Annotated in this window: 17 protein-coding genes; 13 read left to right on the top strand and 4 right to left on the bottom strand. The window is 68.3% G+C overall.

Annotated elements, in window-relative coordinates; all coding sequences use genetic code 11:
* The first annotated feature begins 55 nt into the window (after positions 1-55).
* The gene (locus Q9R17_RS06385) at positions 56-2,587 is read left to right on the top strand and encodes a glycoside hydrolase family 3 protein (RefSeq protein ID WP_308157592.1); all 2,532 of its coding nucleotides are present in this window, start codon (positions 56-58) and stop codon (positions 2,585-2,587) included.
* A gap of 187 nt (positions 2,588-2,774) precedes the next feature.
* Here the strand turns inward: Q9R17_RS06385 and rho are convergent, their stop codons facing one another.
* Together rho and trxA are read right to left on the bottom strand one after the other, a co-directional pair.
* A complete protein-coding gene (gene rho, locus Q9R17_RS06380) occupies positions 2,775-4,520 on the bottom strand; it encodes a transcription termination factor Rho (RefSeq protein WP_308157591.1) in 1,746 nt (581 codons plus the stop codon).
* 246 nt (positions 4,521-4,766) lie between these two features.
* Complete coding sequence (trxA, locus tag Q9R17_RS06375) at positions 4,767-5,096, bottom strand: thioredoxin (RefSeq protein WP_308157590.1); 330 nt, start codon at positions 5,094-5,096, stop codon at positions 4,767-4,769.
* Positions 5,097-5,629: 533 nt separating this feature from the next.
* On the opposite strand from trxA, the gene rhlB reads away from it, so the two are divergent.
* From rhlB to rpoH, 6 genes are all read left to right on the top strand, one after another.
* Positions 5,630-7,351, top strand: coding sequence for an ATP-dependent RNA helicase RhlB (gene rhlB / locus Q9R17_RS06370; protein WP_308157589.1), 1,722 nt, complete (start codon positions 5,630-5,632; stop codon positions 7,349-7,351).
* 210 nt (positions 7,352-7,561) lie between these two features.
* Complete coding sequence (ftsE, locus tag Q9R17_RS06365; protein ID WP_308157588.1) at positions 7,562-8,248, top strand: cell division ATP-binding protein FtsE; 687 nt, start codon at positions 7,562-7,564, stop codon at positions 8,246-8,248.
* A gap of 3 nt (positions 8,249-8,251) precedes the next feature.
* Positions 8,252-9,199, top strand: a complete 948-nt coding sequence (gene ftsX, locus Q9R17_RS06360) for a permease-like cell division protein FtsX (protein ID WP_308157587.1) — start codon at positions 8,252-8,254, stop codon at positions 9,197-9,199.
* Between the two features lie 7 nt (positions 9,200-9,206).
* A complete protein-coding gene (locus Q9R17_RS06355) occupies positions 9,207-10,049 on the top strand; it encodes a response regulator (protein ID WP_308157586.1) in 843 nt (280 codons plus the stop codon).
* Complete coding sequence (gene ung, locus Q9R17_RS06350; protein WP_308157585.1) at positions 10,046-10,783, top strand: uracil-DNA glycosylase; 738 nt, start codon at positions 10,046-10,048, stop codon at positions 10,781-10,783. Before Q9R17_RS06355 ends, ung begins: the two co-directional genes overlap by 4 nt.
* A gap of 252 nt (positions 10,784-11,035) precedes the next feature.
* Positions 11,036-11,911 carry an RNA polymerase sigma factor RpoH gene (gene rpoH / locus Q9R17_RS06345; RefSeq protein WP_308157584.1) on the top strand — a complete coding sequence of 292 codons (876 nt, stop codon included), beginning with the start codon at positions 11,036-11,038 and terminating at the stop codon, positions 11,909-11,911.
* Between the two features lie 182 nt (positions 11,912-12,093).
* Here rpoH and purD read toward each other — a convergent pair whose 3' ends face one another.
* Entirely contained in the window at positions 12,094-13,377 is a 1,284-nt protein-coding gene (purD, locus tag Q9R17_RS06340) for a phosphoribosylamine--glycine ligase (RefSeq protein WP_308157583.1), read from the bottom strand.
* A gap of 61 nt (positions 13,378-13,438) precedes the next feature.
* The gene (gene purH / locus Q9R17_RS06335) at positions 13,439-15,022 is read right to left on the bottom strand and encodes a bifunctional phosphoribosylaminoimidazolecarboxamide formyltransferase/IMP cyclohydrolase (RefSeq protein ID WP_308157582.1); all 1,584 of its coding nucleotides are present in this window, start codon (positions 15,020-15,022) and stop codon (positions 13,439-13,441) included.
* A 188-nt stretch (positions 15,023-15,210) separates the two neighbouring features.
* On the opposite strand from purH, the gene Q9R17_RS06330 reads away from it, so the two are divergent.
* From Q9R17_RS06330 to Q9R17_RS06305, 6 genes are read left to right on the top strand one after another with little or no spacing between them, the layout of a single operon-like run.
* A complete protein-coding gene (locus tag Q9R17_RS06330; RefSeq protein ID WP_308158294.1) occupies positions 15,211-15,834 on the top strand; it encodes a CDP-alcohol phosphatidyltransferase family protein in 624 nt (207 codons plus the stop codon).
* Positions 15,835-15,860: 26 nt separating this feature from the next.
* Complete coding sequence (locus Q9R17_RS06325; protein WP_308157581.1) at positions 15,861-17,612, top strand: bifunctional alpha/beta hydrolase/class I SAM-dependent methyltransferase; 1,752 nt, start codon at positions 15,861-15,863, stop codon at positions 17,610-17,612.
* Positions 17,612-18,946, top strand: a complete 1,335-nt coding sequence (locus tag Q9R17_RS06320; protein WP_308157580.1) for a phosphatase PAP2/dual specificity phosphatase family protein — start codon at positions 17,612-17,614, stop codon at positions 18,944-18,946. The genes Q9R17_RS06325 and Q9R17_RS06320 overlap by 1 nt, the downstream gene beginning before the upstream one ends.
* The gene (locus Q9R17_RS06315) at positions 18,943-19,380 is read left to right on the top strand and encodes a hypothetical protein (RefSeq protein ID WP_308157579.1); all 438 of its coding nucleotides are present in this window, start codon (positions 18,943-18,945) and stop codon (positions 19,378-19,380) included. The genes Q9R17_RS06320 and Q9R17_RS06315 overlap by 4 nt, the downstream gene beginning before the upstream one ends.
* 12 nt (positions 19,381-19,392) lie before the next feature.
* Positions 19,393-20,022 (top strand): lysophospholipid acyltransferase family protein, encoded by a 630-nt coding sequence (locus Q9R17_RS06310; RefSeq protein ID WP_308157578.1) that lies wholly within the window; start codon positions 19,393-19,395, stop codon positions 20,020-20,022.
* The gene (locus tag Q9R17_RS06305) at positions 20,019-21,014 is read left to right on the top strand and encodes a phosphatidate cytidylyltransferase (RefSeq protein ID WP_308157577.1); all 996 of its coding nucleotides are present in this window, start codon (positions 20,019-20,021) and stop codon (positions 21,012-21,014) included. The genes Q9R17_RS06310 and Q9R17_RS06305 overlap by 4 nt, the downstream gene beginning before the upstream one ends.
* The last annotated feature ends 48 nt before the right edge of the window (positions 21,015-21,062 follow it).

Below are 21,062 nucleotides of genomic sequence, written 5' to 3'. Positions count from 1 at the left end.
CCGGCGGCAGCGCGCCCGCTCGATCGTCGCCCCATCCACCACGGAGGTAGATGCAGTGAACAGCCCCACCCGGACCATCCTTGCCGCCTGCCTGCTGGCTGCACTTGCCGCACCGGCCGGTGCCGTACCCGCCAGCGGCGAGCGCCTGCAGGAGTGGCCGCAGGTCACCAGCGCCATCGCACCGGATGCCGCCATCGAGCAGCGCGTGCAGCAGATCCTGGCGCAGATGACGCTGGCCCAGAAGGTCGGGCAGATGACCCAGGCCGAGATCAAGACCATCACCCCGGACGACGTGCGCCGCTACTACATCGGCTCGGTACTCAACGGGGGCGGTTCGTGGCCGGGCATGAACAAGCACGCCTCGGTGGCCGACTGGCTGAAGCTGGCCGATGCCTACCACGCCGCCTCGCTGGCCACCGATGCGAAGACGCCGGTGCCGGTGATCTGGGGAACCGATGCGGTGCACGGCCACAACAATGTGCTGGGGGCCACGCTGTTCCCGCATAACATCGGCCTGGGCGCGGCCGGCGATGCGCAGCTGATCGAACGCATCGGCCAGGCCACCGCGCAGTCGGTGCGTGCCACCGGCATCGGCTGGGTGTTCGCCCCCACGCTGGCGGTGGCGCACGATCCACGCTGGGGCCGCACCTATGAAAGCTATTCGTCCGATCCGGCGGTCATCCGTGCGTTTGCCCATGCCTACGTGAAGGGCGCACAGGGCCACTTCGCCGATGACGGCAACGTGGTGGCCACCGCCAAGCATTTCCTCGGCGATGGGGCGACCGACAACGGCCGCGACCAGGGCGAAGCCCTGGTGGACAAGGCCACCATGATCAACGTGCACGCGCAGGGCTATTACGGGGCGCTGGCCGAAGGCGCGCAGACCGTGATGGCGTCGTTCAACAGCTGGAACGACCGCGCCGGTGGCATCGACTACGGCAAGATGCACGGCAGCAAGGCGCTGCTGACCGGCGCGCTCAAGGACAAGATGGGGTTTGATGGCTTCGTGGTGTCCGACTGGAACGGCATCGCCCAGGTGCCCGGTTGCCGCAACGACAGCTGTGCCCAGGCCATCAACGCGGGCATCGACATGGTGATGGTGCCCGACGACTGGAAGGCGTTCATCGCCAACACCATCGCCCAGGTCGAGAAAGGCCAGATCCCGATGGCCCGCATTGATGACGCGGTTACCCGCATCCTGCGCGTGAAGCTGCGCGCAGGCCTGTTCAACCACAAGCCGTCCGACAGCCGTTACGCCGGTGATGCCGCTGCCGTGCAGCATCGCGAGCTGGCGCGCCGCGCGGTACGCGAATCGCTGGTGCTGCTGAAGAACGAAGGCAAGGCCCTGCCGCTGCGCCGAGATGCGCGCGTGCTGGTGGTCGGCAAGGGGGGCGACAGCGTGGGCGACCAGTCCGGTGGCTGGTCGCTGACCTGGCAGGGCACGGAGAACGCGAACGCCGACTTCCCCAACGCCGATTCGGTACTGGGTGCGCTGCGTGCGGAACTGGGCGCCGACCATGTGACCTTCAGTGCCGATGGCAAGGTGGCCGACCCGACGGCGTTCGACGTGGTGGTGGCGGTGATCGGCGAAACGCCGTATGCCGAAACCAATGGCGACATCATCGCTTCGGATACGGTCAGCCACAGCCGCGCCTACCCGCAGGACCTGGCCGCGCTCAAGGCGGCGGCCGCCACCGGCAAGCCGGTGGTGACGGTCTATATGTCCGGGCGGCCGATGTACACCAACGACCTGCTCAATCTGTCCAGCGCGTTCGTTGCCGCCTGGCTGCCGGGTACCGAGGGCAAGGGCATCACCGATGTGCTGGTGGCTGGCAAGGATGGCAAGCCCGCGCACGACTTCCGCGGCCGTCTCAGCTTCCCGTGGCCGGGCGTGCCGTGCCCGGCACCGATCGACCAGCCCGATGCGAAGAAGCCGGCACTGTTCGCGTTGGGCTATGGCCTGCGCTATGCCGCCCCGGGCAAGGTCGCACGCCTGCCGGAAGCCAACCCGGACAGCTGTGGCGAGGTGACGACGCTGCCGATCTTCAACCGCGCCGATACGCCGCCGTTCGCGCTGCACGTGGCTGCCGGCGGTGCGACGCAGCCGCTGGGCAATGATCTCAATGCCACCCTGCGCTGGCCCACCACCCAGCCGGTGGTGCAGGTGCGCACCGTACAGGTGAACACCCAGCAGGATGCCAAGGAAGTGACCTGGCTGGCCTCGGCGCAGCTGATCGCCCGCAGCACCTCGCGCCGCAACCTGGGGGCGCTGGCGCGCAGCAACGGTGCGCTGCAGTTCGACGTGCAGCTGGTGAAGCGCCCGGCCTCGCCGGTGAAGGTGACCATGCAGTGCGGCACCGGCTGCGAGGGTGGGGTGGATATCGCCCCGCTGCTGGGCACGCTGTCGCCCGGGCAGAAGCAGACCGTGACCGTGCCACTGGCGTGTTTTGCCAGGCAGGGCGTGGACCTGGGCGCGGTGGAAGCCCCGTTCGTGGTCAGTGCGGGCGCGCCGTTCGCCGCGGCCTTCACCCAGGTCAAGCTGACCGCCAATACCGCCGGTACAGCAGGCGCGGTGGCCTGCCCATAACAGGGTTGGATGCGCCGGGCCCTGCCCGGCGGCACCGCGCGCCCCTCCACGCCATGCGTGGATCAGGGATCGGGTAGATCCACGCCATGCGTGGATCATCAGGGTCGGGTAGATCCACGCCATGCGTGGATGGCCTTTCCCGAAGGCAAAAAAAAGCCCCGCAGCGCGGGGCTTTCTTCTTGTCGCTTTACCGCTTCATCGAACCGAAGAACTCGTCGTTGGACTTGGTGTTCTTCATCTTGTCCAGCAGGAATTCCATCGCGGCCATTTCATCCATCGGATGCAGCAGCTTGCGCAGGATCCAGATCTTCTGCAGCAGCTCCGGTTCGATCAGCAGGTCTTCGCGGCGGGTGCCGGACCGGTTGATGTCGATGGCCGGGAACACGCGCTTTTCAGCGATGCGGCGGCTCAGGTGCACTTCGCTGTTGCCGGTGCCCTTGAACTCTTCGTAGATCACTTCGTCCATCTTCGAGCCGGTATCGACCAGCGCGGTGGCGATGATGGTCAGGCTGCCGCCTTCTTCCACGTTGCGCGCGGCACCGAAGAAGCGCTTCGGGCGGTGCAGGGCGTTGGCGTCCACACCACCGGTCAGCACCTTGCCCGAGCTCGGCACCACGTTGTTGTAGGCGCGGGCCAGGCGGGTGATCGAGTCGAGCAGGATCACCACGTCCTTCTTGTGCTCGACCAGGCGCTTGGCGCGCTCGATGACCATTTCGGCCACCTGCACGTGGCGCGCGGCCGGTTCATCGAAGGTCGAGCTGATGACCTCGCCGCGCACGGTGCGCTGCATTTCGGTCACTTCTTCCGGGCGCTCGTCGATCAGCAGCACGATCAGGTGCACGTCCGGATGGTTGGTGGTGATGGCCGTGGCCACCTGCTGCATCATCATCGTCTTGCCCGCCTTGGGCTGGGAAACGATGAGCGAGCGCTGGCCCTTGCCCTGCGGCGCCATCAGGTCGAGGATGCGGCCGGTGATGTCTTCGGACGAACCGTTGCCACGCTCCAGGGTGAAGCGGCGGCGCGGGAACAGCGGGGTCAGGTTCTCGAACAGCACCTTGTTCTTCGACGCTTCCAGCGGCTCACCATTGATGGTGTCGACGATGTTCAGTGCGAAGTAGCGCTCGCCGTCCTTCGGGAAGCGGATGCGGCCGGAGATGTGGTCGCCGGTGCGCAGGTTGAAGCGGCGGATCTGGCTGGGCGAGATGTAGGTGTCGTCCGGGCCGGCCAGGTAGCTGGCCTCGGCGGCACGCAGGAAGCCGAAGCCATCGGGCAGGATTTCCAGCACGCCGTCGGCGGCCACGCCGTCACCGTGGCGGGTCAGCACCTTGAGCAGGGCGAAGATGACGTCCTGCTTGCGGGCGCGGGCGACGCCTTCGGAAATCTGCAGCTGCTCGGCGATTTCCAGCAGCTTCTGCGCCGGCATGCGCTTGAGGTCGCTCAGCGAATAGACCGGGAAGCCTTCGGGGACGTTGGCATGCGGGCGCGGCACGAAGGGCTGCTGCTCGCCGCCGTCCTGCGGCATGCCGTCATCGCGGTTGCGGTTGCGGTCACGGTCGCGGCGGTTGCGGAAACGGTCGCGGCGGTTGCCCTGGCCCTGCTGGCCATTCTGGCCATTCTGGCCATTCTGGTTGTAGGGGGAGTTCTGCCCCTGGTTCTGGCCACCGCCCTGGTGGTTCTGCTGGCGCGGCTGGCCGGATTCGCGGCCTTCACCACCCTCACCGCCGCCACTGGCGGGGGCATCGGCGGCGGGCGCGCTCGGCGCAGCAGCGGGGGCCGGGGCCTCCGGCGCGGCGGCCAGCGGCAGGGCCGGCTGCGCGGGTGCAGCACTGGTTTCGGCGGCGGCCGGAGCGGCAGCCTTGCTCACGCGGGCCTTGCGCACGCGCTTTTCGGCGGGCGCATCGGCGCTGCCGGTTTCAGGAGTGTTATCGGACAAGAGCGTTATTCCTCGCTTGAAGGTGCGAGCGCCCGGCTGGGGCGGCGAACGATGGGGAATGGGTCTGGACGGGCGACAACCCCTGGGAGGGCGGCGTATCCAGAAGATGCGGCACGCGAACGCGTACCGGATATGCCGACGTTAGCACCGGCGCGCAGCGCCGTGCAAGGGCCGCTGCGAAGGGACATTCAGCAGGCAGGGCGCCTGCCGGCAGCCGGTGTCACCGGCTGCCGCGTACTGCAGGGGTCAGGCCAGCGCCTTGTCCAGCAGGCCCGCCAGCTGGGCCTTGCCGACGGCACCGATCTGCTCGCCGACCTTCTCGCCGTCCTTGAACACGACCAGGTACGGGATCGAACGCACGTGGTACTTGGCGGCCAGCGCACGGTTGTTGTCGACGTTGACCTTGGCGATCTTGGCACGGCCCTTGTAGGCATCGGCCAGTTCGTCCAGCGCCGGGGCGATCATCTTGCAGGGGCCGCACCATTCGGCCCAGAAATCGACCAGCACCGGTTCCTTGGAATTCAGCACTGCGCTATCAAAGTCGGCATCGCCGACATGTACAACCTTGTCGCTCATCTTGGTTTCTCGTCTTGGATTGCACCCGGCCAGGCCGGAGGTGGGTGAATTGGGTCGTGCCCGTGGCGGGACCCTCGTCGTTGCCTCGCGGCAGCGTGTGCCGCGGTGCGCTCGGCGGATGCCTGGACGCTCACGGCCGGCAGTGTACCCCTATCTCAGGGCAGCGGCAGCGGCTGCTTGGAACCCAGCGTACCGTGATCGTCACCATGCACTGTATGTGCTGGATTTCACTGTATTCCTGATATGGGGCGGGGGACCGGCAGACCCCAGGGGCCGGGCCCTGCCCGTTCAAGTGGCGTGGGGCTGTGTGAACGCCGCGCTGCGGTTGCCCGGGCAGGGGGCGTCTCTGAAGCCGGTGAGACGGTCTTCCCGGCAGGGCGGCGCGGTTGCGGTAAACTGGGACATTGTGCGGCGCGCGGACCCAGGGGTCCCGGGCCTGCCCGACCCGCCGCAGGGGCCGCAGTTTGCGACGGAGCCCCAGACAGATTGCAGTGCCGCCGCCCGCAGGCGCGTGGCCATACCAAGACGGACACATGAGCGACAAACCGCTGACCGATTTGACCTTTTCTTCCTTCGAGCTGTATCCGGCCCTGCAGGCCGGCCTTGAAGGCGCTGGTTTCACCCGCTGCACGCCCATCCAGGCGCTGACCCTGCCGGTCGCGCTGGCCGGTGGCGACGTTGCCGGCCAGGCCCAGACCGGCACGGGCAAGACCCTGGCCTTCCTGGTGGCTGTCGTGAACCGCCTGTTGAGCCGCCCGGCGCTGGCCGATCGCAAGCCGGAAGACCCGCGCGCGCTGATCCTGGCCCCGACCCGCGAGCTGGCCATCCAGATCCACAAGGACGCGGTGAAGTTCGGTTCCGACCTGGGCCTGCGTTTCGCGCTGGTCTACGGCGGTGTGGACTACGACAAGCAGCGCGAGATCCTGCAGCAGGGCGTGGACGTGATCATCGCCACCCCGGGCCGCCTGATCGACTACGTGAAGCAGCACAAGGTGGTGTCGCTGCACGCCTGCGAGATCTGCGTGCTGGACGAAGCCGACCGCATGTTCGACCTGGGCTTCATCAAGGACATCCGCTTCCTGCTGCGCCGCATGCCCGAGCGCACCACCCGCCAGACCCTGCTGTTCAGCGCCACCCTCAGCCACCGCGTGCTGGAGCTGGCCTACGAGCACATGAACGAGCCGCAGAAGCTGGTGGTCGAAGCCGAGACCATCACCGCTGCCCGCGTGCGCCAGCGCATCTACTTCCCGGCCGATGACGAGAAGATCCCGCTGCTGCTGGGCCTGCTGTCGCGCAGCGAAGGCGCGCGCACCATGGTCTTCGTCAACACCAAGGTGTTCGTCGAGCGCGTGGCGCGTTCGCTGGAAAAGGCCGGTTACCGCGTCGGCGTGCTGTCCGGCGATGTGCCGCAGAAGAAGCGCGAGAGCCTGCTCAACCGCTTCCAGAAGGGCCAGCTGGAAATCCTGGTCGCCACCGACGTGGCCGCCCGCGGCCTGCACATCGATGGCATCAAGTACGTCTACAACTACGACCTGCCGTTCGATGCCGAAGACTACGTGCACCGCATCGGCCGTACCGCGCGCCTGGGTGAAGAAGGTGATGCGATCAGCTTCGCCTGCGAGCGCTACGCGATGGGCCTGCCGGACATCGAGGCGTACATCGAGCAGAAGATCCCGTCCGAGCCGGTCACCAAGGAACTGCTGACCGCGCTGCCGCGTCCGGAGCGTCCGGCCCCGGCGGCTGGCGAGGACGGCGAGGAGAACGAAAGCGTCGGCCAGATCTTCCGTGAAGCGCGCGAAGCCCGCGCCGCCGAGGAAGAACGCCGTGGCGGTGGTCGCAGTGGCAGCCGCTCCGGCAGTGGCCGTGGCGAGCGTCGCGACGGTGAGCGCAGCGGCGAGCGCCGTCCGCGTGGCCCGCGCAAGCCGCGCGTGGAAGGCGAGCAGGCAGCCGCTACCCCGGTCGAAGGGGCCGAGGCCGCCGTGGCCCAGGCGCCGCGCCCGCCGCGCCCGCCGCGTGCCGAAGGCGCACCGGAAGGTGCCGTGGACGGCGAGCGCAAGCCGCGCAAGCGCCGTCGTCGTCGCCACGGCCGTCCGGTCGAAGGTGCCGAGGGCGCGCAGGCCAATGCCGGCAACGGCACCAGCCCGGTCACCCCGGTGCAGGTGGTGGCCACCCCGGTCCGCACGGCGGCCACCAGCGGCGATTCCTTCCTGACCCGCATCGGCCGCAAGATCCGCCGGATGCTGTCGGGCAACTGATCGGGGCGAGCGGCCTGCATTCGGGCCGCGATGCGGTAGGCATTCCGCCAGGCATGGCCTGGCGCTGCCAGAGCAGATCGAACCACAGGCAGCGCCGGGTCATCCCCGGCGAGCGCAGTGGTCAGCGTCCGGCACCGCGCTGCCGGACGGTTCCCGCCGGGCAGGGCCCGGCGCTATCGATCTGTCGCGCCGCTCCTGCATAATCGGGCCATGAGCGTCCTGCGATTCGACAACGTCAGCAAACAGTACGCCGGTGGCCACGAGGCACTGGTCGATGTCAGCTTCGAGGTGGCCCCGGGCGAGATGCTGTTCGTCACCGGTCACTCCGGCGCGGGCAAAAGCACCCTGCTCAAGCTGATCCACCTGGACGAGCGGCCCAGCCGCGGTGCGGTGGTGTTCGACGAGCGCAACCTGCTGAAGGTGCGCGGCGGCGACATTCCCCGCCATCGCCGCGCGGTCGGCGCGGTCTACCAGGACCACCGCCTGCTGATGGACCGCTCCATCGCCGAGAACGTGGCCCTGCCGCTGATCCTGCGCGGCACCCGCCGCAGTGATATCGGCAAGCGCGTGCGCTCGGTGCTGGAACGCATGGGCCTGGGCCATCGTGAAAAGGCATTGCCCTCGCAGCTGTCGGCCGGCGAGCAGCAGCGCGTCGGCATCGCCCGGGCGATCGTCGGTGAACCCAAGCTGCTGGTGGCCGATGAACCCACCGGCAACCTCGACCCGACGCTGGCGGCGGAAATCATGTCCCTGTTCGCCGAACTGCCGGCGCGCGGCACCAGCGTGCTGGTGGTCAGCCACGACCTGCCGCTGCTGCGCCACATGCGCAAGCGCGTGCTGATCCTGGACCACGGCCGGCTGGTGGATGACATTTCGCCGCAGGATCTGGCGGAGTAAGGCATGGGCAAGAACGACAACACCGAAGCTGCCGCACCCTCGCGTCTGGGCGTCTGGATCCAGCACCACGTGCACAGCGTGGTGTTCAGCCTGGGCCGTGCCTGCCGCAAGCCCTGGGCCACGCTGCTGACCGTGATGGTCATGGCGCTGGCGCTGGCCCTGCCGCTGGGCCTGTCGATCGCGCTGGACAACCTCAAGCAGTTCGCCGGCAGCGTGCAGCAGTCGCGCGACATCAACCTGTTCCTGAAGGCGGACATCGACAGCCCGGGTGCGCTGCGCCTGGCCGGCCAGCTGCGCGACCGTGCCGACGTGTCCCATGTCACCGTGCGCAGCCCGGATGAAGGATTGGAAGAACTGCGCCAGGCCGGCCTGGGCGATTCCATCGATGCCCTGCATGACAACCCGCTGCCGTCGCTGCTGGTGGTGACCCCGGGCAACGGAAAGGACGATGCCGCGCTGGCCAAGGCGCTCGAGGCACTGCCCGAGGCGGACCTGGTGCAGCACGATGCACTGTGGCGCAAGCGCCTGGATGCCTGGCTGGCGTTCGGCGCGCGGCTGGTGCAGGTGTTGTCGGCCCTGCTGGGGCTGGGCGCGGTGCTGGTGGTGGGCAACACCGTGCGCCTGGACATCCAGGCGCGCCGTGAGGAAATCGGCGTGCTGCAGCTGCTCGGTGCCAGCGACGGCTTCATCCGCCGCCCGTTCCTGTACCTGGGCGCGTGGTACGGCCTGGGGGCCGGCGCGGTGGCGCTGGGCCTGATCGGCATTGCCGGGGCGGCGCTGCGCGCGCCGCTGGCCGAGCTGTCCGGCAGCTACGGCAGCCCGTTCGTGCTGCATGGGCTGGACCTGCTGCATGGCAGCCTGGTGCTGCTGGGCACGCTGCTGCTGGGCTGGCTGGGTGCCTGGCTGGTGACGGGGCACTTCCTGCGCCAGACCCGCCCGACCGACACCTGAGGACGGCATGCAACCGCAACCCCTCAAGCACCTGGATGCCTCCGCCACGCGGGTGATGGTGGTGGATGGCTCCAAGCTGGTGCGCAAGCTGATCGCCGACGTGCTGCAGCGCGACCTGCCCGGTGTGGAGGTGGTTGGCTGCGACAGCATCGAGGAGGCCCGCACGCTGCTGGAGCAGGGGCCGGTCAACCTGGTGACCACGTCGCTGGCCCTGCGCGACGGCGATGGGCTGGCCCTGGCGCGGATGGTGCGTGAAGCCGCCGGCCAGGCCTATGTCCCGGTGATCGTGGTGTCCGGCGATGCGCAGCAGCACCTGGAGCAGCGCCGCTTCACCGAGTACGTCACCGACTATTTCGACAAGGCGCTCGGCCACGAGGCGCTGGCCGCCTTCATCCGGGGCTACGTGCAGCCACAGACCATTCCCGGTGCGACCATCCTGTATGTCGAAGACAGCCGGGTGGTGGCCGAAGCCACCAAGCGCATGCTCGAGCGCCAGCAGCTGAACGTGCTGCATGTGCTCAGTGCCGAGGAAGCCTTCACCCTGCTCACCGCCGAATCGCTGGGGCGCAGCCGGCACCGCATCGACCTGGTGCTGACCGACGTCACCCTGAAGGGCGAACTGAGTGGCCGCGACGTGGTGCAGCGCGTGCGCGTGGACTTCGGCTACGGCAAGCGCCGCCTGCCGGTGCTGGTGATGACCGGTGATGGCAACCCGCACAACCAGACCGGCCTGCTGCAGGCCGGCGCCAACGACCTGGTGCTCAAGCCGATCGAAGAACGGCTGCTGGTGACCAAGGTGCTTTTCCAGCTGCGCCTGGCCCGCTTGAACGATAGACCCCTGGTGCGATGAACGAACAACCGGCAACACCTCCTTCCATCCAGCTTGAACCCAGCTGGAAGGACCGCGTCGGCGACTGGCTGCTGCAGCCGCAGATGCGCGAACTGTCCCGTTTCCTGCGCGAACGCAAGGCGGCCGGTGCGGCCGTGTTTCCGCCCGGGCCGCAGATCTTCGCGGCCTTCGATGCGACCCCGTTCGAGCAGGTCAAGGTGGTGGTGCTGGGCCAGGACCCCTACCACGGCCGCGGCCAGGCCCACGGCCTGAGTTTCTCGGTGATGCCGGGCGTGCCGGTGCCGCCGTCGCTGCTGAACATCTACAAGGAGATCGAGGCCGACCTGGGCATCGCCCGGCCGGACCATGGCTGCTTGCTGCCGTGGGCGCGGCAGGGCGTGCTGCTGCTCAATGCCGTGCTGACCGTGGAGGAAAGTTCCGCCGGTGCCCACCAGGGGCGGGGCTGGGAAGGTTTCACCGACCACGTCGTGGATGTGCTCAACCGCGAGCGCGAGGGCCTGGTGTTCCTGTTGTGGGGCAGCTATGCCCAGCAGAAGGGCAAGGTGATCGATACCCGCCGCCACCGCGTGCTGAAGGCGCCGCACCCCTCGCCGCTGTCGGCGCACCGCGGCTTCCTGGGTTGCCGCCATTTCTCGATGGCCAACGACTACCTGCAGCAGCGCGGGCAGGCGCCGATCGACTGGTCGCTGCCGTCGCGTTCGGCCCTGGAGGCCGATCTGGCCCGTCCGGGCTGAACCCCGGGCAACCTGGGGGCCTCGTGCAGGCCCCCGGCGCGGGCCATTCAGGTGCCGATGGGCCCGCAGGGGCACGGTTTCAGGGCCAATGGCTTGAATTGCAAGGGATTGTGAATCCCGGGAAGCTGGCTCGCCACTGTCATCAATTCGCGCTACGGTAGCGGGGTGGTCGGCGCCAGTGTTTCATCAGCGGAACGCTGGAACTTTTTCCCCCTTTAGCAGTCCAAGAACCGGACTGCTAAGATGAGCCCCATGAGCCAGAACACCTCTACTGCCCTTGTGGCAAACAATCTCCCGATTCCCAGTGCGCTCGGTTCGCTGGACGCCTACATCGGTGCCGTGCACCAGATCCCGGTGCTGTCGGTCGATGACGAACAGGACCTGGCCCGTCGCTTCCGCGACGGCAACGATCTGGACGCCGCCCGCGAGCTGGTGCATTCGCACCTGCGCTTCGTGGTGCACGTGGCCCGCGGCTACAACGGCTACGGTCTTGCGCTGGGCGACCTGATCCAGGAAGGCAACATCGGCCTGATGAAGGCGGTCAAGCGCTTCGACCCGGACATGGGCGTGCGCCTGGTCTCCTTCGCCGTGCACTGGATCCGTGCCGAGATGCACGAGTTCATCCTGAAGAACTGGCGCATCGTCAAGGTCGCCACCACCAAGGCGCAGCGCAAGCTGTTCTTCAACCTGCGCAAGTCGAAGACGCGCCTGGGCTGGATGAACGCGGCCGAAGTCAGCGCGGTGGCCAAGGATCTGAACGTGTCCGAGCGCGAGGTCATGGAAATGGAATCGCGCCTGTCCGGTCGCGATATCGGTTTCGATGCGCCGACCGACGAAGACAACGAACACGCGCCGCCGTCGCCGGCAGCGTTCCTGGTGGCCAATGACGAAGACCCGTCGATGGCCTATGAGCGTGCCGACAGCGAAGACAACCAGCTGCAGCTGCTGCGCGAAGGCCTGGCCGAACTGGATGCGCGCTCGCGCGACATCATCCGTCGCCGCTGGCTGGATGCGGACAGCAAGGTGACGCTGCAGGAACTGGCCGACGAATACGGCGTGTCGGCCGAGCGCATCCGCCAGGTCGAAGCGAACGCGCTGAAGAAGATGAAGGCGCTGTTCAACGCGTAAGCGCGGTGATGCGTTGACGTACTGAAAAGGCCCGGCATTGCCGGGCCTTTTCTTTTCCGCGTGTGCCCATCCACGCATGGCGTGGATCTACAAAGGCGGCCGAACTGCATGGCCGATCCACGCATGGCATGGATCGGCATGTGCGATCCGGCAGATCCACGCCATGCGTGGATCGGTGCACCTTACGCTTCGCGTGCGATCGCCCGCCAGCCGATGTCGCTGCGGTGGAACTCGTTCGCCCACGTCACCGTATCCACGCCGGCATAGGCATTGGCCTGCGCCTCGCGCACGCTGCTGCCCAGCGCGGCCACGCACAGCACGCGGCCACCGGCGCTGACCACCCGGCCCTGCGCGTCCAGCGTGGTGCCGGCATGGAACACCTTGGCGCTGGCCGGCACCGCCTCCAGGCCGCTGATCACATCACCGGTGATCGGCGCTTCCGGGTACGGCCTGGCGGCCATCACCACGCCCAGCGACGGGCGCGGGTCCCACTGCGCCTGTACCTGGTCCAGGCGGCCGTCGATGGCCGCTTCCACCAGGTCCACCAGGTCCGACTGCAGACGCAGCATCACCGGCTGGGTTTCCGGGTCGCCGAAGCGCACGTTGAACTCGATCACCTTCGGTGCACCGCTGGCATCGATCATCAGCCCGGCGTACAGGAAGCCGGTGAACGGAATACCGTCGGCGATCATGCCCTGCACGGTGGGGTTCACCACCTCGCGCATCACGCGTGCATGCACCTCCGGCGTGACCACCGGGGCCGGCGAGTACGCGCCCATGCCGCCGGTGTTGGGGCCGGTGTCGCCGTCGCCGACGCGCTTGTGGTCCTGCGAGGTGGCCATCGGCAGCGCGTGCACGCCATCGACCATCGAAATGAAGCTGGCTTCCTCGCCGTCGAGGAATTCCTCGATCACCACGCGGGCACCGGCATCGCCGAAGGCGTTGCCCGAGAGCATGTCACGCACGGCATCCTCGGCCTCGGCCAGGGTCATCGCCACGATCACGCCCTTGCCGGCGGCCAGGCCGTCGGCCTTGACCACGATCGGCGCGCCCTTGTCGCGCACATAGGCCAGTGCGGCGTCCACATCGCTGTGCACGGCATAGAACGCGGTGGGGATGTTGTGGCGGGCCAGGAAGTCCTTGGCGTAGGCCTTGCTGCCCTCCAGCTGGGCGGCGGCGGCGGTCGGCCCGAAGATGCGCAGGCCGGCGGCGCGGAAGCGGTCAACCACGCCGGCCACCAGCGGCACTTCCGGGCCGACCACGGTCAGCGCCACGCCTTCGGCCTGGGCCAGCGCCAGCAGGCCGTCGATGTCGGTGACCTTCACCGCCACGTTGCGGCACCGGTCTTCAGTGGCGGTGCCGGCGTTGCCGGGGGCCACCAGCACCTCGGTGACGCGGGGGGACTGGGCCAGCTTCCAGGCCAGGGCGTGTTCGCGGCCGCCGGAGCCGATGACGAGGATCTTCATGGGGCAGGGTTCTCGGGTGCAGAAAAGAAAAGCCGGGCAGGGCCCGGCTTCGTGGTGCGGATCAGTGGCGGAAGTGGCGCACGCCGGTGAATACCATCGCCAGGCCGTGTTCGTCGGCGGCGGCGATCACTTCGGCATCGCGCATCGAACCGCCCGGCTGGATCACCGCCTTGATGCCAGCGGCAGCGGCGGCGTCGATGCCGTCGCGGAACGGGAAGAACGCATCGGAGGCCATCACCGAGCCTTCCACCACCAGGTTCGCATCGGCCGCCTTGATGCCGGCGATGCGTGCCGAGTAGACGCGGCTCATCTGGCCGGCGCCGACGCCAATCGTGCGGTTGTCCTTGGCGTAGACGATCGCGTTGGACTTCACGAACTTGGCCACCTTCCACGCGAACAGCAGGTCGGCGAACTGCTTGTCGGTCGGCGCCAGCCTGCTGACCACCTTCAGCTCGTCACGGCTCATGCCGCGGTTGTCCGAGGACTGCAGCAGCAGGCCCGAGCCGATGCGCTTGCTGTCGTAGTTGTTCAGGCCCTCGCCGTGCGGGATGCGCAGCACGCGCACGTTGGCCTTCTTCTGCGCGTACTCCAGCGCGGCCGGCTCGTAGTCCGGGGCGATCAGCACTTCAACGAACTGGCGGTCGAGGATGACCTGCGCGGTGGCTGCATCGAGCGGCTTGTTGAACGCGATGATGCCGCCGAAGGCACTGGTCGGGTCGGTGGCGTAGGCCAGCTCGTAGGCATCGCCGTTGGCCACGCCTACCGCCACGCCGCACGGGTTGGCGTGCTTGACGATGACGCAGGCCGGGGCGTCGAACTGGCGCACGCATTCCCACGCCGCATCGGCATCGGCCAGGTTGTTGTAGCTCAGTTCCTTGCCCTGCAGCTGCTGGAACGTGGCCAGCGTGCCCGGCACCGGGTACAGGTCGCGGTAGAACGCGCCGCTCTGGTGCGGGTTCTCGCCGTAGCGCAGGTCCATCACCTTCACGAAGGTGGAATTCATCTGTGCCGGGAATTCGGTGCGGGCCGGCACGGCGGCATCCGTCGCGGTCACGGCCGAGAGGTAGTTGCTGATGGCCGCGTCGTACTGGGCGACGCGGTTGAATGCAGCCACCGAGAACGCGAAGCGGGTGGCGGCCGACAGCTGGCCGTCGTTGGCCTCCAGCGAGGCCAGCAGTTCAGCGTACTGCGACGGGTCGGTGGCCACCGCGACGCGGGCGAAGTTCTTGGCCGCCGACCGCAGCATCGCCGGGCCGCCGATGTCGATGTTCTCCACCGCATCGGCCAGGGTGCAGTCGGCCTTGGCGGTGACCGATTCGAACGGATACAGGTTCAGCACCAGCAGGTCGATGGCACCGATGCCGTGCTCGGCCATCACCGCATCATCCAGGCCCGAACGGCCCAGCAGGCCACCGTGCACCATCGGGTGCAGGGTCTTGACCCGGCCGTCCATCATTTCCGGGAAACCGGTGACGTCGGCCACGTCCTTCACGGCCAGGCCCATGTCGCGAATGGCCTTGGCGGTGCCGCCGGTGGACAGCAGCTCCACGCCGCGTGCAGCCAGCGCGGTGGCCAGTTCGGCCAGGCCGGTCTTGTCGGAAACGGAAAGCAGGGCCCGACGGACGGGCAGCAGGTCAGCAGTCATGGGGGCAGGGCAATCAGCAGCGGAGCGGGGCCGATATTGTAGGCGGTGGGGGACGGCGGCGGGCGCCGATGGCGCCATCTCATGCGGCCCCGGTGTGGCGGGCCGCAGCCACGCGGCGGGCCGGCAGCGCCTGCTGCTGCCGCAATCGGGTAGGCTGTCCAAGGTCTGCCAGGGAATAGCAGGTTCGGATCGTGTCGATCTATGCAGTAAAAGGACGTTTCCAGGACCTGCTGCGTCCGGCCGTGCGCGGCCTGCACCGCAGGGGTGTCACCGCCAATGCGGTGACGGTGGCCGCCGCCGTGGTCTCGCTGCTGGTGGCCGCTGCCGTGGGGTACTGGGCCCCCGCCGCCGCCTGGCTGTACCTGGCCCTGCCGGTCTGGATGCTGCTGCGCATGGCCTTGAATGCGGTGGACGGCATGCTGGCCCGTGAATTCGGCCAGCAATCGCGGGTGGGCGCCTATCTCAACGAGCTTTGCGACGTTCTGGCCGATGCGGCCTTGTACCTGAGCCTGCTCAGCGTGCCGGGCGTACGGCCCGAGGCGTTGTGGCTGCTGGCCTGGACGGCGGCACTGAGCGAGTACGCCGGGGTGCTGGGCCTGATGGTCGGTGCCAGCCGCCGCTATGACGGCCCGATGGGCAAGAGTGACCGCGCGTTCGTGATGGGCGTGCTGGGCGTGCTGCTGGCGCTGGGCTGGGCCGGTGCGATGGCAGTGAGTGCCGTGGCCGGTGCGATGGCGCTGCTGTGCATGGTCACGACGGTCAACCGGGTACGCCACGGGCTGAAGGAGGCCGCAGCGACCCCGCAGCGGTAACCACGACAGGACAATCAGGAGATGGCATGCGTCAGGCGCAGGAACGGGAATTCCACAGCTTCGACCAGGTACCGCTGTTCTACCGGTACTGGGCGGGCACCACGACCACCACGCCGGCCCGGGCCATCGTGCTGCTGCATCGCGGCCACGAACATTCCGGCCGGGTGACCCATCTGGTCGATGAGCTGGACCTGCCCGATACCGCCTTCTTCGCCTGGGATGCGCGCGGCAATGGCCGTTCGCCGGGCGCACGTGGCGATGCACCGGGCTTCCCGGCGCTGGTGCGTGACCTGGACAGCTTCATTGCCCACATCGGTGCCGAGCACGGTATCGCGGTGGAAGACATCGTGGTGATCGCGCAGAGCGTGGGCGCGGTGGTTGCCGCCACCTGGGTGCACGACTACGCGCCGCGCCTGCGCGCGCTGGTGATGGCCTCGCCGGCATTCAAGGTGAAGCTGTACGTGCCGTTCGCACGGGCGGGGCTGGGCCTGATGCAGACGCTGCGCGGCAACTTCTTCGTCAACAGCTACGTCAAGCCGCAGTGGCTGACCCACGATCCGGCGCGGGTGGAAAGCTACCGCACCGATCCGCTGATTACCCGGCCGATTTCGGTGCGCGTGCTGCTGGGCCTGTACGAAGCCGCTGACCGCATCGTCGCCGATGCGCAGGCGATCAGCGTGCCGGTTCAGCTGCTGGTGTCCGGCTCGGATTTCGTCGTGCACCGTGGCCCGCAGGACCGCTTCTACGAGCGCCTGTCCAGCCCGGTCAAGGAGCGCGTGCACCTGCCGGGCTTCTTCCACGACACGCTGGGCGAGCGCGATCGCGCGCCAGCCATGGCGCGCATCCGCAGCTTCATCCAGGCGCGTTTCGCCGAACCGCTGCGCGCGCTGTCGCGGCGCGATGCGCATCGCTATGGGCCGACCTTCGAAGAGTCGGAGATCCTGGCCTGGCCGCCCGAGCGCAACAGCCTGGCCGACCTGCGCTGGCGCGTGGTGCGTGGCGGCCTGCGTTTCGGCGGCACGTTGTCCGAAGGCATCGCGCTGGGCCTGCAGACCGGTTTCGATTCGGGCAGCACGCTGGATTACATCTACCGCGACGAAGCGCGTGGCAAGGGCCCGTTGGGCCGCATGGTCGACCGCAACTATCTTGATGCGATCGGCTGGCGCGGCATCCGCATTCGCGGCCAGCACCTGCAGGAACTGCTGCGCGATGCTGCCCAGCGCCTTCGCGGGCAGGGCACGCCGGTGCGCGTGCTGGACGTGGCCGCTGGGCATGGCCGCTATGTGCTGGAAGCGCTGGGCCAGGGCGAACAGCGCGCCGAGCGCATCGTGCTGCGTGATTTCAGCGATCTGAACGTGACCCAGGGCCAGGCGTTGATCGAGCGCCTCGGCGCGGCCGACATCGCCCGTTTCGAACAGGGCGATGCGTTCGATCCGGTGCAGCTGGCGCAGGTGGACCCGGCGCCGACGCTGGCCGTGGTATCGGGCCTGTACGAGCTGTTCCCCGACAACGACGCCGTGCTGCGCTCGCTGCAGGGCATCGCCGCAACGGTGCCGGTGGGCGGCTACCTGGCCTACACCGGCCAGCCCTGGCACCCGCAGCTGGAATTCATCGCGCGCGCGTTGACCAGCCACCGCGGTGGCGCAGCATGGGTGATGCGTCGTCGTACCCAGCAGGAGATGGATGAGCTGGTGCGCCTGGCTGGTTTCGAGAAAGTGGCGCAGCGCATCGACGACTTCGGCATCTTCACCGTGTCGCTGGCACGCCGGACCGCGTGATGGCGACGCTGGCCGCCACCCCACTGACCGCGGAAGGGCGCCCCTGGCGGCGCGCCTTGTTGTGGCTGGCCCTGCTGGGTCCGTTCTTCTTCGCCAGCTATGGCTTCGCCAACTGGATGGCCGGGCGCCATGCCGAACTGCCGGTGATGGCGTTTGCCTGGGAGACGCGCATTCCGTTCGTGCCGTGGACGATCGTGCCGTACTGGTCGATCGACCTGTTCTACGCGGTCTCGTTCTTCCTGTGCCGGCAACGGTTGGAACTGGACCGGCATGCGCTGCGCCTGTTCAGTGCACAGCTGATCGCGGTGGCCTGCTTTCTGCTCTGGCCGCTGCGCTTCAGTTTCGAGCGGCCGGAGATCGGCGGCGTGTTCGGTTGGCTGTTCGATGTGCTGCTGGGCTTCGACAAGCCGTTCAACCAGGCGCCGTCGCTGCATATCGTGCTGCTGATCGTGCTGTGGGTGAAGTACGCGCAGTACCTGCAGGGTGCGTGGCGCTGGCTGCTGCATGGGTGGGCGCTGCTGATCGGCGTCTCGGTGCTGACCACCTTCCAACATCATTTCATCGATGTGCCCACCGGCCTGCTGGCCGGCTGGCTGTGCGTGTGGCTGTGGCCGGAGCAGGGCACGCCACCGCTGCGCGCCTGGCGCACGGCGCGCGCGCCCAAGCGCTGGCGGTTGGCGGTGTTCTATCTGCTGGGCGCGGCGGCGTTGCTGGTGCCGGCGGTGCTGCTGGGGGGCGTGGCGTTGTGGCTGCTGTGGCCGGTGGTGTCGCTGCTGCTGGTGGCGCTGGCCTACGCCGGGCTGGGCGTGGCCGTGTTCCAGAAGCGCACCGATGGCCGGCTGACGATGGCCGCACGCTGGCTGTTGGCGCCCTACCTGGTGGCGGCCTGGCTCAATTCGCGGTGGTGGACGCGGCATGCGCCGCAGCCGGTGGCCGTGGCCGATGGCGTGTGGCTGGGACGTCTGCCCGGCGGCGCGCTGCCATCGCCGCTGCACGGGGTGGTCGATACCTGTGCCGAACTGTCCTGCCCTGCAGCGCGCGCGGCCTATGCCAGCGTGCCGATGCTGGACCTGGTGGTGCCTGCGCCGGCGCAGCTGGCGCAGGCCGCCGATGCCATCGAGGCCCTGCGTGCGCAGGGGCCGCTGCTGGTGTGCTGCGCGCTGGGCTATTCGCGCAGCGCGGCCAGCGTGGCCACCTGGCTGCTGCGCACCGGGCGGGTGTGCAGCGCCACCGAGGCCGTGGCGCAGGTACGTGCCGCACGGCCGTCCATCGTGCTGCATGACGATCATCTGCAGGCCATCGCGGCCGCCGCCGCACCGGAGAGCCCCCCATGAGCACCGCCGCCGATCTGCCGATGATGCACCTGCTGCTGCGCCAGGGACGATCGCCTGCCGTGCTGTCGCTGGGCTTGCTGCTGGTGGCGCTGCTGCTGCTGGGCATCGAGCCCGGGCTGGCGATGTTCGCCGCCGGCCTGCTGTTGCTGAGCGTGGCGGTGGGGGCGGTACAGGCGTATTACGCGGTGCGCGTGCAGCTCGATGCCAGCCTGCTGCAGCTGTTGCTGCGCGAAGGCCTGCAGGACGATGCCGCCGCCGAGCGGGTGGATGCGGCCCTGCACACCGCCGGCCTGCGCCGTCGCGACGCGCAGGCGCCCGTGCGCGGCTGGGAGGCGCGCTGGATCGGTATGCGCCGCCTGCTGCTGTGCCAGTACGTCGCCACGCTGCTGCAGTTCTCGGCACTGCTGCTGGCCGTGCTGTGGCCACAGACCTGAACGGAGGTAGCGATGTTCGCTGGACTGATCGCCCGCGCCTGCAGTGGCGCCATCCAGGTACTCACCGGCGCGCGCGCGCTGTGGATCGGCTGCGCACCGTCCAGCGAGCACCGCGTGTACTACGGCAACCACGCCAGCCACGGTGATTTCGTGCTGATCTGGTCTTCACTGCCTGCGGCACTGCGCCGGCAGGTACGGCCGGTGGCCGCCGCCGAATACTGGCAGCGTGATGGCCTGCGCCGCTACCTGATCGATGCGGTGTTCAACGGGGTGCTGGTGGAACGCGACGCCGCCCAGCGTCAGCAGGATCCGTTGCAGGTGCTGCGCGAGGCCGTGGATGGGGGCTGTTCGCTGATCCTGTTCCCGGAAGGCACGCGCAACATCGGCGATGAACCGCTGCTGCCGTTCAAGAGCGGCATCTACCATCTGGCGCGGCAGCGCCCGGAACTGGAGTTCGTGCCGGTGTGGATCGACAACCTTAAGCGGGTGATGCCCAAAGGCCGTTTCCTGCCGTTGCCGCTGCTGTGCACGGCCACCTTTGGTGCGCCGCTGAAACTGCAGGCCGACGAGGACAAGGCCGCCTTCCTGTCGCGCAGCCGCCAGGCGTTGCTGGACCTGGCGCCCAATGGAGCCCGCGCATGAGCCTGCTGCTGGATCTGTCCGGTGACCTGGCCGCGCGCAGCGTGGGGCAGCAGACCGGGCTGCTGTTCGGCGGCATCGGCGCGGTGCTGGTACTGGCCACGGCCATCGCCGAAACCCTGCGCTGGCGCCAGCGCGACCGCCCCAGCGCGGTCATCGCCAACCTGGTCTCGCGCATCCGCGCGTGGTGGGTGATGGCGATCGTGGTCGGCCTGGCGCTGTTGTTCGGCCGTGCCGGGGTGATCGTGCTGTTCGCGGTCATCTCGCTGTTCGCGCTGCGCGAGTTCATCACCCTGGCGCCGACGCGCTCGGGCGACTATTACGCGCTGCTGGCCGCGTTCTACATCGTGCTGCCCTGGCAGTACTACCTGGTGTGGATCGACTGGTACGGCATGTACACGCTGTTGATTCCGGTCTATGCGTTCCTGTTCCTGCCGATCCTGTCGACCATCGGCGGCGACACCACCCACTACCTGGAACGCACGGCGAAGGTGCAGTGGGGGTTGATGATCTGCGTGTTCTGCATTTCCCACGTGCCGCTGCTGCTGAACCTGCAGGTGCCCGGCCATGATCCGTCGCGCAACGTGCTGCTGTTCGCCTTCCTGGTGATCGTGGTGCAGTCCTCCGATGTACTGCAGTACATCTGGGGCAAGCTGCTGGGCAGGCACCTGATCGCGCCGAAGCTGTCGCCTTCCAAGACCGTGGAAGGCTTCATCGGCGGGGTGCTCAGTGCCAGTGCGCTGGGGGCCGCATTGTGGTGGATCACCCCGTTCACGCCGCTGCAGGCGTTCGGCCTGTCACTGCTGATCAACCTGATGGGGTTCTGGGGCGGCCTGGTGATGTCGGCCATCAAGCGCGACCGTGGCATCAAGGACTGGGGCCACATGATCGAGGGCCATGGCGGCATGCTCGACCGGCTGGATTCGGTGTGCTTCGCCGCGCCGGTGTTCTTCCATGTGGTGCGGTACTACTGGAAGGCGGGCGGGGGAGGCTGACTGCGGCGGGCCTTCATCCACGCATGGCGTGGATCTACCGGCGGGCGG

The sequence above is a fragment of the Stenotrophomonas sp. 24(2023) genome (assembly GCF_030913365.1).
Taxonomy (GTDB): domain Bacteria; phylum Pseudomonadota; class Gammaproteobacteria; order Xanthomonadales; family Xanthomonadaceae; genus Stenotrophomonas.
The sequence above is the reverse complement of the archived record's forward strand: the minus strand, read 5'-3'. Positions and strand labels throughout refer to the sequence as shown.

Coding starts and splice junctions, on each gene's coding strand:
- Q9R17_RS06320 (WP_308157580.1), top strand. CDS start 17,612: ATGGCGACGCTGGCCGCCACCCCACTGACCGCGGAAGGGCGCCCCTGG.
- Q9R17_RS06305 (WP_308157577.1), top strand. CDS start 20,019: ATGAGCCTGCTGCTGGATCTGTCCGGTGACCTGGCCGCGCGCAGCGTG.
- ftsX (WP_308157587.1), top strand. CDS start 8,252: ATGGGCAAGAACGACAACACCGAAGCTGCCGCACCCTCGCGTCTGGGC.
- Q9R17_RS06355 (WP_308157586.1), top strand. CDS start 9,207: ATGCAACCGCAACCCCTCAAGCACCTGGATGCCTCCGCCACGCGGGTG.
- purD (WP_308157583.1), bottom strand. CDS start 13,377: ATGAAGATCCTCGTCATCGGCTCCGGCGGCCGCGAACACGCCCTGGCC.
- purH (WP_308157582.1), bottom strand. CDS start 15,022: ATGACTGCTGACCTGCTGCCCGTCCGTCGGGCCCTGCTTTCCGTTTCC.
- Q9R17_RS06315 (WP_308157579.1), top strand. CDS start 18,943: ATGAGCACCGCCGCCGATCTGCCGATGATGCACCTGCTGCTGCGCCAG.
- trxA (WP_308157590.1), bottom strand. CDS start 5,096: ATGAGCGACAAGGTTGTACATGTCGGCGATGCCGACTTTGATAGCGCA.
- ung (WP_308157585.1), top strand. CDS start 10,046: ATGAACGAACAACCGGCAACACCTCCTTCCATCCAGCTTGAACCCAGC.
- Q9R17_RS06325 (WP_308157581.1), top strand. CDS start 15,861: ATGCGTCAGGCGCAGGAACGGGAATTCCACAGCTTCGACCAGGTACCG.
- rhlB (WP_308157589.1), top strand. CDS start 5,630: ATGAGCGACAAACCGCTGACCGATTTGACCTTTTCTTCCTTCGAGCTG.
- Q9R17_RS06310 (WP_308157578.1), top strand. CDS start 19,393: ATGTTCGCTGGACTGATCGCCCGCGCCTGCAGTGGCGCCATCCAGGTA.
- ftsE (WP_308157588.1), top strand. CDS start 7,562: ATGAGCGTCCTGCGATTCGACAACGTCAGCAAACAGTACGCCGGTGGC.
- rpoH (WP_308157584.1), top strand. CDS start 11,036: ATGAGCCAGAACACCTCTACTGCCCTTGTGGCAAACAATCTCCCGATT.